This window comes from Mycobacterium decipiens (assembly GCF_963853665.1).
GTDB classification, from domain to species: Bacteria; Actinomycetota; Actinomycetes; order Mycobacteriales; family Mycobacteriaceae; genus Mycobacterium; species Mycobacterium decipiens.
Window position 1 is genome coordinate 5,252,643 of the sequence record NZ_OY970459.1, and the last position, 16,868, is coordinate 5,269,510.

12 protein-coding genes and 3 pseudogenes are annotated in these 16,868 nt (G+C 66.5%); 9 read left to right on the top strand and 6 right to left on the bottom strand.

Annotated features, from left to right (window positions below; translation table 11 throughout):
• From AADZ55_RS23685 to AADZ55_RS23245, 9 genes and pseudogenes are all read left to right on the top strand, one after another.
• Positions 1-72: pseudogene (locus AADZ55_RS23685) on the top strand (16S rRNA (guanine(966)-N(2))-methyltransferase RsmD); the annotation flags it as partial.
• Between the two features lie 52 nt (positions 73-124).
• Positions 125-1,900 (top strand): type VII secretion system ESX-1 FtsK/SpoIIIE family ATPase EccCb1, encoded by a 1,776-nt coding sequence (gene eccCb1 / locus AADZ55_RS23205; protein WP_085327619.1) that lies wholly within the window; start codon positions 125-127, stop codon positions 1,898-1,900.
• Positions 1,901-2,040: 140 nt separating this feature from the next.
• A complete protein-coding gene (locus AADZ55_RS23210) occupies positions 2,041-2,337 on the top strand; it encodes a PE family protein (protein ID WP_085327620.1) in 297 nt (98 codons plus the stop codon).
• 45 nt (positions 2,338-2,382) lie between these two features.
• Positions 2,383-3,489, top strand: a complete 1,107-nt coding sequence (locus AADZ55_RS23215; RefSeq protein WP_085327623.1) for a PPE family protein — start codon at positions 2,383-2,385, stop codon at positions 3,487-3,489.
• A gap of 92 nt (positions 3,490-3,581) precedes the next feature.
• On the top strand, positions 3,582-3,884 hold the full coding sequence (gene esxB / locus AADZ55_RS23220; protein ID WP_085327621.1) for a type VII secretion system ESX-1 WXG100 family target CFP-10: 303 nt from the start codon (positions 3,582-3,584) through the stop codon (positions 3,882-3,884).
• Positions 3,885-3,916: 32 nt separating this feature from the next.
• Positions 3,917-4,204, top strand: coding sequence for a WXG100 family type VII secretion target (locus AADZ55_RS23225; protein ID WP_085327622.1), 288 nt, complete (start codon positions 3,917-3,919; stop codon positions 4,202-4,204).
• 114 nt (positions 4,205-4,318) lie between these two features.
• A complete protein-coding gene (locus AADZ55_RS23235; RefSeq protein ID WP_423202341.1) occupies positions 4,319-6,529 on the top strand; it encodes a MinD/ParA family ATP-binding protein in 2,211 nt (736 codons plus the stop codon).
• The gene (gene eccD, locus AADZ55_RS23240) at positions 6,526-8,061 is read left to right on the top strand and encodes a type VII secretion integral membrane protein EccD (protein ID WP_085326541.1); all 1,536 of its coding nucleotides are present in this window, start codon (positions 6,526-6,528) and stop codon (positions 8,059-8,061) included. Before AADZ55_RS23235 ends, eccD begins: the two co-directional genes overlap by 4 nt.
• A gap of 100 nt (positions 8,062-8,161) precedes the next feature.
• Positions 8,162-9,001 carry a secretion protein EspJ gene (locus tag AADZ55_RS23245; RefSeq protein ID WP_085326542.1) on the top strand — a complete coding sequence of 280 codons (840 nt, stop codon included), beginning with the start codon at positions 8,162-8,164 and terminating at the stop codon, positions 8,999-9,001.
• A gap of 24 nt (positions 9,002-9,025) precedes the next feature.
• Here AADZ55_RS23245 and AADZ55_RS23250 read toward each other — a convergent pair.
• The 6 genes and pseudogenes from AADZ55_RS23250 to mycP form a co-directional block, all read right to left on the bottom strand.
• A pseudogene (locus AADZ55_RS23250) lies at positions 9,026-9,442 on the bottom strand (Dps family protein).
• A gap of 97 nt (positions 9,443-9,539) precedes the next feature.
• Positions 9,540-11,812 (bottom strand): annotated as a pseudogene (locus AADZ55_RS23255) (secretion protein EspK).
• Between the two features lie 463 nt (positions 11,813-12,275).
• Positions 12,276-12,623, bottom strand: coding sequence for a YbaB/EbfC family nucleoid-associated protein (locus AADZ55_RS23260; protein ID WP_085326544.1), 348 nt, complete (start codon positions 12,621-12,623; stop codon positions 12,276-12,278).
• The gene (espB, locus tag AADZ55_RS23265; RefSeq protein WP_085326545.1) at positions 12,620-13,999 is read right to left on the bottom strand and encodes a type VII secretion system ESX-1 target EspB; all 1,380 of its coding nucleotides are present in this window, start codon (positions 13,997-13,999) and stop codon (positions 12,620-12,622) included. Before espB ends, AADZ55_RS23260 begins: the two co-directional genes overlap by 4 nt.
• 109 nt (positions 14,000-14,108) lie before the next feature.
• Complete coding sequence (gene eccE, locus AADZ55_RS23270) at positions 14,109-15,497, bottom strand: type VII secretion protein EccE (RefSeq protein ID WP_085326546.1); 1,389 nt, start codon at positions 15,495-15,497, stop codon at positions 14,109-14,111.
• Positions 15,494-16,840 carry a type VII secretion-associated serine protease mycosin gene (gene mycP, locus AADZ55_RS23275; protein WP_085326547.1) on the bottom strand — a complete coding sequence of 449 codons (1,347 nt, stop codon included), beginning with the start codon at positions 16,838-16,840 and terminating at the stop codon, positions 15,494-15,496. Before mycP ends, eccE begins: the two co-directional genes overlap by 4 nt.
• Between the last annotated feature and the right edge of the window lie 28 nt (positions 16,841-16,868).

Below are 16,868 nucleotides of genomic sequence, written 5' to 3' on the forward strand. Positions count from 1 at the left end.
CGCGCCGGCGACGATGCAGTGGGGGCACCACCCGCTTGCGGGGGACGAAGCGATGAGAAGGAGCGGCGCTAATGACCCGCGCCGGCGACGATGCAGAGCGAAGCGATGAGAAGGAGCGGCGCCAATGACCGCTGAACCGGAAGTACGGACGCTGCGCGAGGTCGTGCTGGACCAGCTCGGCACGGCCGAATCGCGGGCGTACAAGATGTGGCTGCCGCCATTGACAGATCCGACCCCACTGGACGAGCTCATCGCCCGCGACAGGCGACAGCCGCTGCGCTTTGCCCTGGGGATCATGGATGAACCGCGCCGCCATCTGCAGGATGTGTGGGGCGTCGACGTCTCCGGAGCGGGCGGCAATATCGGCATCGGGGGCGCACCTCAAACCGGGAAGTCGACGCTACTGCAGACGATGGTGATGTCGGCCGCCGCCACGCACTCACCGCGCAACGTTCAGTTCTACTGCATCGACCTCGGCGGCGGCGGGCTGATCTATCTGGAAAACCTTCCGCACGTCGGTGGGGTAGCCAACCGGTCCGAGCCCGACAAAGTCAACCGCGTGGTCGCGGAGATGCAAGCCGTCATGCGGCAACGAGAAACCACCTTTAAGGAACACCGGGTGGGCTCGATCGGCATGTACCGGCAGCTGCGTGACGATCCGAGTCAACCCGTTGCGGCCGATCCGTACGGCGACGTGTTTCTGATCATCGATGGGTGGCCGGGTTTTGTCAGCGAGTTTCCCGACCTCGAGGGGCAGGTCCAGGATCTGGCCGCGCAAGGCCTGGCGTTCGGCGTTCACGTAATCATCTCCACGCCGCGGTGGACGGAACTGAAGTCGCGTGTTCGCGACTACCTCGGCACCAAGATCGAGTTCCGCCTCGGCGACGTCAACGAAACCCAGATCGACCGGATCACCCGGGAGATCCCTGCGAATCGCCCAGGTCGCGCGGTGTCGATGGAGAAGCACCACCTGATGATCGGCGTGCCCAGGTTCGACGGCGTGCACAGCACCGACGACCTGGTGGAGGCCATCACCGCTGGGGTGGCGCAGGTAGCGTCCCAGACCACCGAACAGGCGCCCCCGGTGCGGGTCCTGCCGGAGCGCATCCACCTGCACGAGCTCGACCCGAACCCGCCAGGCCCAGAGTCCGACTACCGCACTCGCTGGGAGATTCCGATCGGATTGCGCGAAACGGACCTGACACCGTCGTACTCCCATATGCACACCAACCCGCATCTGTTGATCTTCGGTGCGGCCAAGTCGGGCAAGACAACCATTGCCCACGCGATCGCGCGCGCGATTTGTGCCCGGAACAGTCCCGACCAGGTGCGGTTCATGCTCGCGGACTACCGCTCGGGGCTCCTGGACGCGGTGCCGGACAGCCATCTGCTCGGCGCCGGCGCGATCAACCGCAACAGCGCGACGCTAGACGAGGCCGTTCAAGCCCTGGCGGTCAACTTGAAGAAGCGGTTGCCCCCAACCGATCTGACGACGGCACAGTTGCGTTCGCGTTCATGGTGGAGCGGATTCGACGTCGTGCTTCTGGTTGATGATTGGCACATGATCGTGGGAGCTGCCGGGGGGATGCCGCCGATGGCACCGCTGTCCCCGTTATTGCCGGCAGCTGCAGATATCGGGTTACACATCATTGTCACCTGTCAGATGAGCCAGGCTTACAAGGCAACCATGGACAAGTTCGTCGGCGCCGCATTCGGGTCGGGCGCTCCGACAATGTTCCTTTCGGGAGAGAAGCAGGAATTCCCGTCCAGCGAGTTCAAGGTCAAGCGACGACCCCCTGGCCAGGCATTTCTTGTCTCACCGGACGGCAAAGAGGTCATCCAGGCCCCCTACATCGAGCCTCCAGAAGAAGTGTTCGCAGCACCCCCAAGCGGCGGTTAAGATTATTTCATTGCCGGCGTAGCAGGACCCGAGCTCACCTGGTTATCGAGTTCGGGGCAATGCTGACCATTGGGTTGTTTCCGGCTATAACCGAACGGTTTGTGTACGGGATGCAAATACAAGGAGGAAGAAGTAGGCAAATGGAAGAAATGTCACACGCTCCGGCGGCTGTCGACATTGCCACGCAAGTGAGCGACAACGCTCTGCGCGGCGCGACGGCCGGTGCGACGGCGTTGACGTCGGTGACCGAGCTGGTTCCCGCGGGGGCCGATGAGGTCTCGGCGCAGGCGGCGACGGCGTTCACGTCGGAGGGCTTCCAGTTGCTGGCTTCAAATGCATCGGCGCAAGATGAACTCCACCGTGCGGGCGAAGCGGTGCAGGACGTCGCCCGGACCTATTCGCAAATCGACGACGGCGCCGCCGGCGTCTTCGCCTGACAGTCCAACCACTAGACCCAGCGCAAATCGGAGGGAGTGATCACCATGCTGTGGCACGCAATGCCACCGGAGCTAAACACCGCACGGCTAATGGCCGGCGCGGGCCCGGCTCCAATGCTTGCGGCGGCCGCGGGATGGCAGGCGCTTTCGGCGGCTCTGGACGCTCAGGCCGTCGAGCTGACCGCACGGTTGAGCTCTCTCGGCGAGGCATGGACCGGAGGCGGCAGCGACAAAGCGATCGCGGCTGCCATGCCGATGGTGGCTTGGCTGCAAAGCGCGTCGACACAAGCCAAGACTCGTTCGATGCAGGCAACGGCACAGGCCGCGGCATACACCCAGGCCATGGGGACAACACCGTCGCTGCCGGAGATCTTCGCCAACCACATCACCCAGGCCGTCCTTATGGCCACCAACTTCTTCGGCATCAACACGATCCCGATCGCGTTGACTGAAATGGACTACTTCATCCGGATGTGGAACCAGGCCGCCTTGGCGATGGATGTCTACCAAGCCGAGACGATCGCGAACACGCTTTTCGAGAAGCTCGAACCAATGACGTCGATCCTGGACCCCAGCGTGGGCCAGGGCACGACAAACCCGATCTTCGGAATGCCGGCCCCGGGCGGCTCCGCGCCGGTTGGCCAGTTGCCGACCGGGGCTGCGCCCACCCTGTCCCAACTGGGCGAGATGGCCGGCCCGATGCAGCAGCTCACCCAGCCGCTGCAGCAGGTGACGTCGCTGTTCAGCCAGGCGGGCGGCACCGGCGGCGGCAATGCGGCCGACAAGGACGCCGCGCAGCTGGGCTTGCTCGGTGCCAGTCCGCTGTCCAACCACCCGCTGGCTGGAGGATCGGGCCCAAGCACGGGCGCGGGCCTGCTGCGTGGGGAATCGCTGCCCGGCGCAGGTGGGACGTTGACCCGAACGCCGCTGATGTCCCAGATGATCGAAAAGCCGGTCACACCCTCGATGCAGCCGGCCGCAGCCGCCGGGTCGTCGACGACGGGTGGCACCGCTCCGGTGGGCGCGGGCGCGATGGGCCAGGGCGCGCAAGCCGGCGGCTCCACCAGGCCGGGACTGGTCGCACCAGCACCCCTCGCACAGGAGCGAGACGAAGACCACGAGGAAGACTGGGACGACGAGGACGACTGGTGAGCGGCCGCAACGACAACAGACTTCCCGGCCACCCGGGCCGGAAGACTTGCCAACACCTTGGCGAGGAACAGAAAGAGAGAAAGTAGTCCAGCATGGCAGAGATGAAGACCGATGCCGCTACCCTCGCGCAGGAGGCAGGTAACTTCGAGCGGATCTCCGGTGACCTGAAGACCCAGATCGACCAGGTGGAGTCGACCGCGGGTTCGCTGCAGACCCAGTGGCGCGGCGCGGCGGGCACGGCCGCCCAGGCCGCGGTGGTGCGCTTCCAAGAAGCAGCCAACAAGCAGAAGCAGGAACTCGACGAGATCTCGACGAACATTCGTCAGGCCGGCGTCCAGTACTCGAAGGCCGACGACGAGCAGCAGCAGGCGCTGTCCTCGCAAATGGGTTTCTGACCCCCTAATACGAAAAGAAACGGAGCAAAAACATGACAGAACAGCAGTGGGACTTCAGGGGCATCGAGGCCGCCTCCGGCGCAATCCAGGGAAACGTCACGTCCATTCATTCCCTGCTTGACGAGGGGAAGCAGTCGCTGACCAAGCTCTCGGCGGCCTGGGGCGGTAGCGGTTCGGAGGCCTACCAGGGTGTCCAGCGGAACTGGGACGCCACGGCCAACGAGCTGAACAACGCGCTGCAGAACCTGGCCCGGACGATCAGCGAAGCCGGTCAGGCGATGTCCTCGACCGAGGGCAACGTCACCGGGATGTTCGCGTAGGGCAACTCCGGGTTCGCGTAGAATAGCGAACCACGAGATCGGGCGAGTTCGACCTTCCGGCGATCTCGCCCTTTCTCGTGTTTCCACGTTTGGGCGAACTTCTGAGAGGTTCTCATGGCGGCCGACTACGACAGGCTCTTCCGGCCGCATGAGGGTACGGAAGCTCCGGACGAGGCGGCGGCGCAGCCATTCTTTGACGCCGCCGCCTCGTTTCCGCCACCACCCGCGCCGGCCAACCCACCGAAGCCCAACGGCCAGACTCCGCCCCCGACGCCCGCCGACCTGTCGGAGCCATTCCTGTCCACCCCGCCACCCCCACCCCCACCTCCGCCTCCCCCGATGCCGATCGCCGGGGGAGAACCGGCCGCACCCGCGGCCGCCGCGGCCAGACCGCCGACACCCCCGATGCCGATCGGCGGACCTCCCCCCACCCCACCGGAGCCCCCGTCGGAAACACCCGAACCCCCATCAACCGCGCAAGAAGCGCCGCCCAGCGAACCCACGCCCGCACCCAAGCCACCGGCGCCCCCCATGCCGATCGGCGGACCTCCACCCGCACCACCCAAGCCTGCATCGGCACCACCGGAACCCCCTCATGCCGCACCCGAAGCACCGACCAGCGGGCCCGAACCGGCCGCACCCAAACCACCCACGCGCCCGATGCCGATCGGTGGATCTCCACCCGCACCACCCGAATCCCCGTCGACACCACCCAAACCGCCGACACCCAGGATGCCAATCAGCGGGCCACACCAAACCCCACCGACCGAACCGGAAGCGGCCCCGCGGATACCCACCCACGCGGCGCAGCAACCCCCACCGACCGAACCGGAAGCGGCCCCGCGGATACCCACCCACGGTCCGCAGCAACCCCCGCGGACCGCACCCGAACCGCCCTGGGCAAAGATGCCAGCCGGTGGACGTCCGCCCGCCCCACCCAAACCCATCGCTCCCCCGGCCGAACCACCGAACCGGCCGCCACCCCAACACTCTCGACGCGCCCGCCGGGGCCACCGCTATCTCACGGATACCGACCAGAACGGCGGGAAAGTAGCAACCGGTCCATCCATTCAGGCGCGGCTGCGTGCCGAAGAAACATCCGGCGCGCCTCTCGCCGCCGGATCGGAACACTCGCCGGCGCCGCCGGAACAGGCGGGATCGCACCTGGCTCCGGCCACCCGACCCGCGCCGACCCAACCTCCCGCCGCGCCCCCGCCCGAACATGACAACGGTCGGCGTGCCAAGCGACGCGCCGACCGGGGCGTAGCGGCCCAACCTGCGGTGTCTCCACCCGAATCGGCGACGGCTGCAACCACCGGCGGACGTCGCCGCAAGCGCGCCGCGCCGGATGCCGATGCGACGGCGACACCCACCAAGCCGGCGGCCAAGGGGCCGAAGGTCAAGAAGGTGAAGCCACACAAGCCCAAGGCCACGAAGCCGCCCAAAGTGGTGTCGAAGCGCGGCTGGCGGCGTTGGGTGCATACGTTGACCCGAATCAACCCGGGCCTGTCACCCGACGAGAAGTACGAGCTGGACCTAAACGCCAGGGTGCGCCGCAATCCCCGCGGTTCCTATCAGATCGCGGTGCTCGGTCTCAAGGGTGGGGCCGGTAAGACGACCTTGACGGCGGCTCTGGGCTCGACATTGGCTCAGGTGCGGGCCGACCGGATCCTGGCGCTGGACGCGGATCCGGGTGCCGGCAACCTCGGCGATCGGGTGGGGCGCCAGTCGGCCGCGACCATCGCTGATGTGCTGGCGGAGAGGGAGTTGTCGCACTACAACGACATCCGCGCGCACACCAGCGTCAACGCGGTCAATCTGGAAGTGCTGCCAGCACAGGAGTACAGCTCGGCGCGCCGTGCGTTCAGCGAAGCCGACTGGCATTTCCTCGCCGATCCAGCATCGAGGTTTTACAGCCTGGTGTTGGCCGATTGTGGGGCCGGTTTCTTCGACCCGCTGACCCGCGGCGTGCTGTCAACGGCGTCCGGGGTCGTGGTGGTGGCAAGCGTCTCGATCGACGGCGCACAGCAAGCCTCCGTCGCGCTGGAGTGGTTGCGCGGTAACGGCTACCACGATCTGGCGAGCCGCGCATGCGTGGTGATCAACCACATCATGCCGGGAGAACCGAATGTCGCAGTCAAAGACCTGGTGCGGCATTTCGAGCAACAAGTTCAACCCGGCCGGGTAGTCGTCATGCCGTGGGATAAGCACATCGCGGCCGGAACCGAGATTCGGCTCGACTTGCTCGATCCCATCTATAGGCGCCGGGTCCTCGAATTGGCCGCGGCGCTTTCCGACGATTTCGAGAGGGCGGGACGTCGTTGAGCGCACCTGCTGTTGCCGCTGGTCCTACCGCTGCGGGGGCAACCCCCGCCAAGCCTGCCACCACCCGGGTGACGATCCTCACCGGCAGACGGATGACCGACTTGGTGCTGCCGGCGGCGGTGCCGATGGAAACCTACATCGACGACACCGTCGCGGTGTTGGCCGAGACGTTGGAGGACACGCCGGCGGATGTCCTCGGCGGCTTTGACTTCTCCGCGCAGGGCGTCTGGGCGTTCGCCCGACCCGGATCCCCGCCGCTGCAGCTCGACCAGTCGCTCGATGACGCCGGGGTGGTCGACGGATCACTGCTGACCCTGGTGTCGGTAAGTCGCACCGAGCGCTACCGCCCCTTGGTTGAGGATGTCATCGACGCGATCGCGGTGCTTGACGAGTCACCCGAATTCGACCGCAAAGCACTGAATCGCTTTGTCGGCGTGGCGATCCCGGTCTTGACCGTGCCGGTCACCGCGATCGCGACGCGGGCGTGGTGGGAGACTGGGCGCGGCCTCTGGTGGCCGCTAGCGATCGGCATCCTGGGCATCGCTGCGCTGGTGGGTAGCTTCGTCGCAAAACGGTTCTACCGGACAGACCACCTCTCCGAGTGCCTGCTTGTCACGACGTACTTCCTCATCGCCACCTCCGCAGCGCTGGCCATACCGCTGCCGCGCGGGGTCACCGCGTTGGGGGCGCCGCAGATTGCCGGCGCCGCCACGGCCGTTCTGTTCTTGACCTTGCTGGCGCGGGGCGGCCCTCGGAAACGCCATGAGTTGTCATCTTTTGCCGTGATCACGGCTATCGCGGTGATCGCGGCCGCCGTCGCCTTCGGCTACGGATACCAGCACTGGGTCCCGGCGGGTGCGATCGCGTTCGGGCTGTTCATCGTGACGAACGCGGCCAAGTTGACCGTCGCGGTCGCCCGGATAGCCCTGCCGCCGATTCCGGTACCCGGAGAAACCGTGGACAACGAGGAATTGCTCGATCCCGTTGCGACCCCGGAGGCCACCAACGAAGAAACCCCGACCTGGCAGGCCATCATCGCGTCGGTGCCCGCGTCCGCGGCGCGGCTCACCGAGCGCAGCAAATTGGCAAAGCAACTTCTCATCGGATACGTCACGTCAGGCACCCTGATACTGGCTGCCGGTGCCATCGCCGTCGTGGTGCGCGGACACTTCTTCGTGCACAGCCTGGTGGTGGCGGGCCTGATCACGATCGTCTGCGGCTTCCGCTCGCGGCTTTACGCCGAGCGCTGGTGTGCGTGGGCATTGCTGGCGGCTACCGTTGCCATTCCGACCGGCCTGACAGCCAGGCTCAGCGTCTGGTATCCGCACTATGCCTGGCTGCTGTTGGCCATCTATCTCACGGTGGGCCTGGTTGCGCTGGTGGTCGTCGGGTCGATGGCCCAGGTTCGCCGTGTTTCACCGGTAGTGAAGCGGATTCTGGAATTGTTCGACGGCGCAATGGTCGCGGCAATCATTCCCTTGTTACTGTGGATCACCGGCGTGTACGACGCGGTCCGCAATATCCGCTTCTGAGCCGAGCCGGCGAGAGCACGCGGCCACAAATTGCCGCAATTGCGCCGTGATACGTCCGGTAAAATTTGCTCGATGGCAAAACTATCTAGGAGATCCGGCAATGGCTGAACCACTGGCCGTCGATCCCACCGGCCTGACCGCGGCGGCCGCCAAACTGGCCAGCCTCGTCTTTCCGCAGCCGCCGACGCCGATCGCCGCGGCCGGAACGGATTCGGTGTCGGCGGCGATCAACGAGACGATGCCCAACATCGAATCGCTGGTCGGTGACGGGCTACCTGGCGTGAAGGCCGCCCTCGCACGAACAGCGTCCAACATGACCGCGGCGGCTGACGTATACACGAAGACCGACCAGTCGCTGGGCTCAACTTTGAGCCAGTACGCATTCGGCTCGGCTGACGAGGGTCTGGCCAGCGTCGCGTCGGTCGGTACCGCAAGTCAGTTCGTCCAGGCGATGAGCACCCCCCTGCAGCAGGTCGTACCCCAGGTCGGTGCGACCGCCGCCGCGCTGGCGCCGCGCGTGGTTGCGACGGTGCCGCAGCTCGTTCAATTGGCTCCGCAGGCCGCTCAGATGGCCCAGACCGCATCCCCCATCGCACAGACGGTCAGCCAAACCGCGCAACAGGCCGCCCAGAGCGCTCAGAGCGGCGGCGGTGCGATGCCGGCACAGCTGGCCAGCGCGGAGAAGCCGGCCGACCAACAAGCCGAAGCGCAGCTAGTCGACGACGCAAAGAAGGACGACCAGGGCGACAAGGACGACGAGCAGCAGGCCGAGACCGTCGCCGCGGTAGTAGACGAAGGTGCGGGCGCATCACCGAGCCAGCAGCCGGGCCGGGGCGTTCCCGCACAGGCCATGGACACCGGTGGCGGTGCCCGCCCGTCGGCGGGTCCGTCGGCGGCTCCAGTCGAACCGGCGCCGCGCTCCACGCCCACAACTCTGTAGCCCGGGTCAGCCCGCGACACGGCGCTAGGGCGTGCGATTCTCCGACTTGATCATCCAAGCGAGCTTTTCTAGCGTGTCGATGATCTCGTGTAGCAGATCGGAGGTGCTGGAGTCCTCGGCGTCGACGGCATCGTGGACCGACCGGATCGTGTTCACTGTCGGGTAGACGCGCGTGGTGATCAACGCCACGACGTCCCCGGTGTACTGCTCGCCCGCCGGGAACTGCGGCCGGCTGGTGCAGGCCGCGATCGTGTCCGATTGCCCATCCGGGATGGCGTCGAGGGCCCGGAGCCGGCGACCTTGTCGCTGGCCTCACGCGCTGCCTCGACGAGCTCATCCAGCTGCAGGTGCAGGTCTTGCGAAGTTGGCTCCGACGACGTTGCAGTGGGCCTGTTTGCCCTGCAGATGCAGTTCAATGACGTCCACCAGCGCCCGCTGCAGGTAGCCGGCGAGGTCTGGGGAGTCCCGGAAGCTACCCCTCGCCGTCTCCGCTCGACGGCTAACCCGCCCATCGGCGCGAGCCTGCGGCTGCCCCGGTTCAGGATGCGGCGGCCAGGGCCCTGTCCAGTAGCCCGCTGACGTATTGCCAGTACAACCAGTCGGCGACGGCCGGACGCTGGACGCCCGGTTCGGTCGCACTGTGCGCCTGGTGCAGGGCAATCTCCTGCGAGTGTGCCGCGTAAGCGCGGAACGCCCGCAGATGGGCCGCCTCACGCCCGGTAGCGGTGCTGGTCATCGGCTTCATCAGCTCGAACCACAGCATGTGCCGCTCGTCGGCCGGTGGATTGGCATCAACCGGCGCTGGTGGCAGCAGATCGAGCAACCGCTGATCGGTTGTGTCGGCCAACTGAGCCGCCGCCGAGGGGTCAACGACCTCCAGCCGCGACCGGCCCGTCATTTTGCCGCTCTCCGGGATGTCATCCGGTTCCAGCACAATCTTTGCCGCACCTGGATCGGAATTGGCCAACTGCTCCGCGGTGCCGATGACCGCACGCAGCGTCATGTCGTGGAAGGCCGCCCAGGCCTGCACGGCCAACACCGGATAGGTGGCACAGCGTGCAATTTCGTCGACCGGGATCGCGTGATCGCCGCTGGCCAGGTACACCTTGTTCGGCAATTCGATCCCGTCCGGGATGTAGGCCAGCCCGTAGCTGTTGGCGACAACAATGGAACCGTCCGTAGTCACCGCGGTAATCCAGAAGAACCCGTAGTCACCCTCGTTGACGTTGTCGGGCGCGTTGAGCGCCGCCGCGATGCGTCGCGCCAACCGCAGCGCATCGCTCCCGCCGCGCCGGCGAGCGGTGGAAGCCGTGGCGGCGTCGCGCGCGGCCCGAGCCGCCGACACGGGGATCGACGACACCGGCATGGCATCGTCCGCAGAATCGGTGCGATCGGGTCTGTCGGTGTGATCGGTCGACGCCGGGCGGGCGGGAGGTGCCGTCCGTGCCGAGGCCGCCCGGGTGCTCGGCGCCGCCGCCTTGTCCGACGCTCCCAACGGCGCCCGCCCGGTCGCGGCACGTGATCCCGCGCCTGAGGCAGCAGCGGCCGGGCTGGCGCTCGAACCCGAGCCCGCTCCCATGGCGGCACTGCTCGGCGCAGCGCCCGCCATCCGTCCTCCTGCGACCCCGGATGCTGCCGCCGGCGCCACCGCGGCTGACGAGTCGTCCGCATGACCCGGCCCGGCCTGCGTTCCCCCGCCCGCGTGCTGGCCCGGCGCACCGGGCTGCTCCCCCAACGCAGCAGGTTTCACGTGCGGTGCCGGCTCGCCCCTGGAGTTCCCGGCGTCCCCGGATCTGACGGACCGGGAGTGGCTGGCGATACCGGCGCCGGCGCCGGCGCTGGAGCCGGTCCCGGAGCCGGCTGCGGTTGAGGAGCGGGAGCTGGAGTGGCGGGTGTGGCCGGAGTCGCCGGTGTGACCGGGGCGACGGGAGGTGCGACCGGCGCGACCGGCGTCGGCTTGTCCGGGGTGCCCGGCTTCACCGGAGCTACCGGATTCACCGGGGTCACCGGGGTCACCGGGGTCACCGGGGTCACCGGGGTCACTGGGGTCACGGGGGTGACCGGAGTTCCCGGAGTCACCGGCATGCCTGGGGTGACCGGAGCGCCGGGCGTTGGTGTGATCGGAGTTACCGGCGCGCCCGGGATGGGCGTGATGGGGGTCCCCGGGGTTCCCGGGGTTCCCGGGGTTCCCGGGGTTCCCGGGGTTCCCGGGGTGATCGGCCTACCCGGGGATGGCGTCACCAACGTAGGTACGTCTGGCGGCGGTGGTGACTTCTGGTGCAGCAGATCCTCGAGAGCGTTCTTCGGCGGTTTCCAGTTCTTAGATTCCAGCACCCGTTCGGCGGTCTCGGCGACCAGGCTGGCATTGGCTCCATGCGTAGCCCTGACCAATGAATTGATGGCGTTAACTCGTTCGTCGGCATCCAAGTTTGGATCATTCTCGAGAATGTCGATCTCTCTTTGAGCGCCATCCACATTGGTGCCAATGTCGGATTTAGCCTGTTCAATCAACCCGGCAACATGCCGGTGCCAGGTAATCACGGTCGCCAGGTAATCTTGCAGCGTCATCAATTGAGTGATGTTTGCACCCAACGCGCCGTTGGCGGCATTCGCGGCACCGCCGGACCAAATGCCGCCTTCAAAGACATGGCCCTTCTGCTGGTGGCAGGTGTCCAATACGTCGGTAACCCGCTGCAAAACCTGGTTATATTCCTGAGCCCGGTCATACAAGGTGTCCTCATTGGCTTCCACCCACCCGCCTGGGTCCAGCATCTGCCTGGCGTAGTTGCCCGTCGGCTTCAAAATGCTCATCGCCTACTGCCCTCCCCGAGCGGCCAAACCGCCTCGCTTACGCCTGTCCGGTGGGCCTCACGCAGTTCACGCCTGTCTTGGCTCGGCGCGCACAATGCACCGCTCGGGCCATCAGTCGGGTGGTTACCCCGCTTACGTTGGCCCGGTTGCCGCGAGGGGCGCTCGATCGTACCGGACGTCATAGCTAACAAGCCTAACCGACGTTAAGACCCGCTAGCTGCGCCAAAATTGGGCGACCAAGGCACCCATCGGACCCGACCGAAACCGTGTCAAACACGTTGACAATGCGCGCTAACGCCGAGCGTTATCTTGCGCAGGGTTGACCCCCACTGGGGCCCTGGGATCGCCCTGTGGGCTCGCTAATGCGGTCTCGCTGCCCAAACAGCGGGCATACCGCAACGTCACTGGAAATTGCGCGTTACGCGCTCATTCGGCGCGAATTCGCTACCCCGCAACGATGCGTTTACGCCATTCCTTCGTTCATCGTGCGGGACATGGCCGATAGCGCCGCGGTCAGCTGCTCTCCCGCCACGTCGTTGTACGCGGATGCCGCGGTCTGCGCGTTGCGCAGCGCCTCGTTGACCCGCTGGCCCACGACTTCGGCGCCCAACTTCTTCAACAGGCCATCCTCGATACGCAGGCCGGTGAGCCACTGGTGGCCGTTGATCGTCACCTCGACGGTCTCGGTTTCGTCCGTGGCCCGGAAGGAGCCGTTGTTCATCTGATTGAGCGTCCCGTCCAGGGCCGACTGAAACCGCGCCGCGAGCGTCAACGCCTGGGCGACATGCGGATCCAACTCATCCATGCTCACTTCGACTCCTTACTGTCCTGGCGCCGGCGATTACCGATAACGGCCTCGGTCCAGGCTCGGTCTTCGGTGTAGAGCGCCTCGTCATCCTGCTGAGAACCCTTGGTCTTGGAGCCCCCTTGACCCTGGTGGGCGCCGCCCATCGGCATCCCCATTCCGCCACCGCCCATCGCCGCGCCGCCGGGGGCCCGCCCCTGGCCTGCACCAGCAATGTCACCCGCAGCGGCGGGTCGCACCGATTCGGCGTCCCCCATCGCGGGTCCCAACGGCATCGACGGCGCGCCGCCGCCACCACCACCGAGGGAGGCCGCTTTGACCGCCACATCACCGGACAGCTGCGCGGCGGCCTCTCGCCCGGCCGAAGTCAGCTCCGCCGCCGTTCCGGCCGGGAGGCCGCCACCCCCGGCGCCGGTGGGCGGAACCATCGGGGTAGCCGGCAAACCGGTGGTAGGGGTCCCGGAGCCGTCCGCGGGCGGCATCAGGAAACCCGGGATCAATCCCTGCTCTTGCGCGGGCGGGGGTGGGTCGATCTTGATGGCGGCGGGAGGCTTTGGCGGATTCACCGGTTCGAGGGCTGCCTTGTTGTTGTACTCGGTCAGCACCTTCTCCGACCTCTGCTGATACTCCGCATACACCGGGAGTATTTGGTCGCGAGCCGACGGGTTTTCCGCGTATAGCTTCTCGAGCCCAACAATGTCCGCGTATGTCGGATGTTCCCGCCTAGCCCACACATGCAGCTGGGCGACGTATTGAGCCTGCTTAGCCATCGCAGCGCTCAATTTGGCCATGTGGAGTATCCATTCTCGTTGTTGATCGAATGAAGCTTCACACGCCGTGGCCGCATCGCCTTCCCAATGGTCAAAGCCCCGGAACCGCTTGACGTCGCCCTGCAGCGTCAGGTTGTAGCTGTTCCAGCCATCCGCAAAATGCGCGAACGATGAGCCTTGGTCTCCTGTTTCGAGCTTCCGAGCTGCTTCTTTGAGATCCATGAAGTTGGGTTCGCCGGTTGTCGCCACTCGCGGGGTCTCGGATAGTTCTGCCGAACTATCCCCTCCTACCGCCCCGGCCGATTCGGCCTGCACAGTACCCTCGCCATCGCTGTCCAGCGCAGTTGCAGCCTCTTCATCAACGTCGCCATACGCCTTGGCCGCATTGCGCAAGGAGGTCGCCAGCCGCTGCCGCTCTTTCGCGCCTGCCACCAGGTATTCCCGCATGTTTTCAGCGGACAATACGAGCTGTTGCGCCGCGTTCTTGGCCGCCGTGAGGTCGCACGGTGTCATCGGGACATCGCTTGGTGGGTCCGCCATGGGGGCCTCCACCTCGTTGGCCCTGTTCAGAATCTCTTGCTGATCCACCGTCACGGTCTGCGACTGAGTCATGTCGGATCATCCTCCTTAGTGCTACAGCCATTATCGTCGCTAAACTGAGAGCTTCCTGCACCAAATATCTGATGCAACCCAGTTTGCGCCGGTATCGCAGATGCCCGCCCTACTTTGGCAGCGCCAACTGGTAGCGGCTCTCCTCAGGTGGGGAAACTCGACGGATCGGCAGCTGGCGATGCCGCGGGGTACCGATCACGTTGTGCCGCAGAATTACCCGGTCGATACCGGGATGCGGACCGAGATAGGTTGTCGCGTTCGGCCAAGTCACCTTCACCTCCTGCCCGGTGTGTGCGCCTATCAACTGGGCAAATTCCTGGAATTGCGGTCCGACTGTGATGATCGCACCTGCGGCCGCCGCACGCACCACGAACTGGGTGAATGTCTGAGCATCACCCAGGTTGAGGGCAACGTCGACGTCGTCGAATGGCATATAGACCGGGCACCGGCTCACCGTCTCGCCGACCAGGACCCCCGCCGACCCGATCGGCAGCTGGCAGTGGCGGTTGGCGACCAGATTCTGGCCTTGCAACGCGGGCCGCTGCCCGCCGAACAGGCGGGAGAAGCCGCGCGGTGTCTTGGGCTTGTCCGTCGTGGTCAGCAGCACCGTGGACTGCGGCGCCGTCCCGGGCGCGATCCGAACCCTGGTGATGGTGTGGTCGGCGCGCGCCGACCACCACACGTCCGGACCACCGGACGCGGTGTAGGCGGCCGTGTAGGCATCCCGGCCTTTGATCATCGACCACTTCTCCCGCACAAACCCAATGTCGGTGGCGTGGTCGTAGTCGTCGAAGCTGCGTCCACATACCGCGTCGACACCGTGGCTGGCCAGTTGATCGGCAATGCGCGTCGCCGACGCCACCAGATACCGGGCTAGTCCCGCAACGCCCTGGTCGCGTCGCTGCGCCGACTTGCGGGTACGTTCCGGGTCGGCGCGCAGCAGGACCCAGGTCCGGCGGTTCGCCGGCGCCGGGTCCGTCCCGATCACTTGCTGATAAAGGCTCACCACATCCGGTGGCGCGGACCTACCGACGCGGTAGCCGGCCGAGACAATATCGGCCTCCAGGTCGGGGCAGTTCACCGACAAAAGTTCCTCGACCAGGCCGGTGTCCAGCATGTCGTCGGTGTGGGCTTGCCCGTCGACGATGACCGTCGGCGTGAACGGCCGGGGAATGAGCTCGAGGACGGCGACCAGATGCTCCCCTTGCCAACGCACCGCGACGTGATCTCCCGGCTTCACGGTGGCTCCGACCACGGGTTCCGACGAGGAATCCGGGAGCCTGCGCCGCCGCCGCAACCACGCGTACACCGCCGCCACCCAGCCGGTGATCCGCCGCCCGTAGAAGGTGACCATGGCCACGATGGCGCCCCCCGCCGCCAGCGCGATCCCCGCCCACCAGTACTGCATGTCCAAGAACGCGAGGATGGCGGCCGGGGCAAACGCCGCGGCAAGCACGGCGTGCCCGGTACTGAATCGAAGCCCAATTGGATTTCTCATCGGCGGCTCAATGCCCGCCTGGCCAGCGCGCCCAGGCCCAGTGCCAACATGAGGCCGACGGCCACCACCACCACAGCCGTGATCGGTCGACGATCGGGACCCGGCTCCACCACCGGGGGTGGAAGTCGTCTGACGTTGTACGGCGCGGTCGCGGGGCCGGGCGGAATGTCCCACGTCAGCGCGGCGACAGCATCGATGACGCCCGAGCCGACGAGATCGTTGATCGCGCCCCCGGGGTGTCTGGCGGTGGCGGTGATCCGGTAGATGATCTGCGCCGGCGTCAGGTCGGGGAACTTCTGCCGGAGCAGCGCCGCCAGACCCGAGACATACGCCGCGGCAAACGAGGTACCAGCGATGGGGACGGGCCCCTCCCTGCCCTGCAGCGCATTCACCGGATCGCCGTTGTCGCCCAGCGCGACGATGTTCTCCGCCGGCGCGGCCACGTCGACCCACGGCCCGTGCATCGAGAACGAACTGGGCGCACCGTTCTGGCCGATACCGCCGACGGTCAACACCAGCGGTGCATACCAAGCCGGCGTGACGACGGTCTGCACGCTGTTCCAGCCCCGTGGGTCACCGGGCGTGGACGCGTCCGGTAGCGGATTCTGCACACAATCGCCACCGGTGTTGCCCGCCGCGACCACCACCACTGCGCCTTTGACATTGACCGCATAGTTGATGGACGCGCCCAGTGAGGATTCGTCGATCGGCCTGTTCACCTTGTAGCAGGCAGCTTCACTGATATTGATCACACCCGCGCCGAGATTGGCGGCGTGCACCACGGCGCGGGCAAGACTGCGGATGGAACCGGCGGCCGGGGTGGCGTTGGGGTCGTTCGCGTTGGCTTGCGAGCCGACCGGTTCGAAGGCCTCGGATGTCTGGCGCAGCGAGAGCAGTCGCGCGTCGGGCGCGACGCCGACGAATCCGTCGGTGGGTGCGGGCCGGCCAGCGATAATGGAGGCGGTGAGCGTCCCGTGCGCATCGCAGTCCGACAAGCCGTTGCCGGCCTGGTCGACGAAGTCGCCGCCGGGCTCTGCCGGGACTCGCGGCGAGGCGTCGACACCGGTGTCGATCACCGCCACGGTCACCCCGGCCCCGGTCGCGAACTTGTGGGCGTCGGCCACACCAAGATAGGTGTTGCTCCACGGCGGATCATGGAAACTGGAATCGGGCAGCGTGGTGGGCGACGCACACAGGACCCGCTGTTCGGTGGGCTGATCCGGGCCCGTCACGTCGGGCGGCAGCGCGCCCGGATCGATCGGCGGTGGCGTGATCGCCAGCGCGGGAGCCGCGGTTAGCAACGCCAGCACCATCGCCACCGTCATCGGAAAGATACGGTGCACCCCCGGGACACTCCATTCATCGAACCGC

Bases quoted from the DNA above. Each gene is read 5' to 3' on its own strand.
- eccCb1 (WP_085327619.1), top strand. From the start codon at position 125: ATGACCGCTGAACCGGAAGTACGGACGCTGCGCGAGGTCGTGCTGGAC.
- espB (WP_085326545.1), bottom strand. From the start codon at position 13,999: ATGACTCAGTCGCAGACCGTGACGGTGGATCAGCAAGAGATTCTGAAC.
- esxB (WP_085327621.1), top strand. From the start codon at position 3,582: ATGGCAGAGATGAAGACCGATGCCGCTACCCTCGCGCAGGAGGCAGGT.
- AADZ55_RS23215 (WP_085327623.1), top strand. From the start codon at position 2,383: ATGCTGTGGCACGCAATGCCACCGGAGCTAAACACCGCACGGCTAATG.
- AADZ55_RS23245 (WP_085326542.1), top strand. From the start codon at position 8,162: ATGGCTGAACCACTGGCCGTCGATCCCACCGGCCTGACCGCGGCGGCC.
- AADZ55_RS23235 (WP_423202341.1), top strand. From the start codon at position 4,319: ATGGCGGCCGACTACGACAGGCTCTTCCGGCCGCATGAGGGTACGGAA.
- AADZ55_RS23225 (WP_085327622.1), top strand. From the start codon at position 3,917: ATGACAGAACAGCAGTGGGACTTCAGGGGCATCGAGGCCGCCTCCGGC.
- AADZ55_RS23210 (WP_085327620.1), top strand. From the start codon at position 2,041: ATGGAAGAAATGTCACACGCTCCGGCGGCTGTCGACATTGCCACGCAA.
- eccE (WP_085326546.1), bottom strand. From the start codon at position 15,497: ATGAGAAATCCAATTGGGCTTCGATTCAGTACCGGGCACGCCGTGCTT.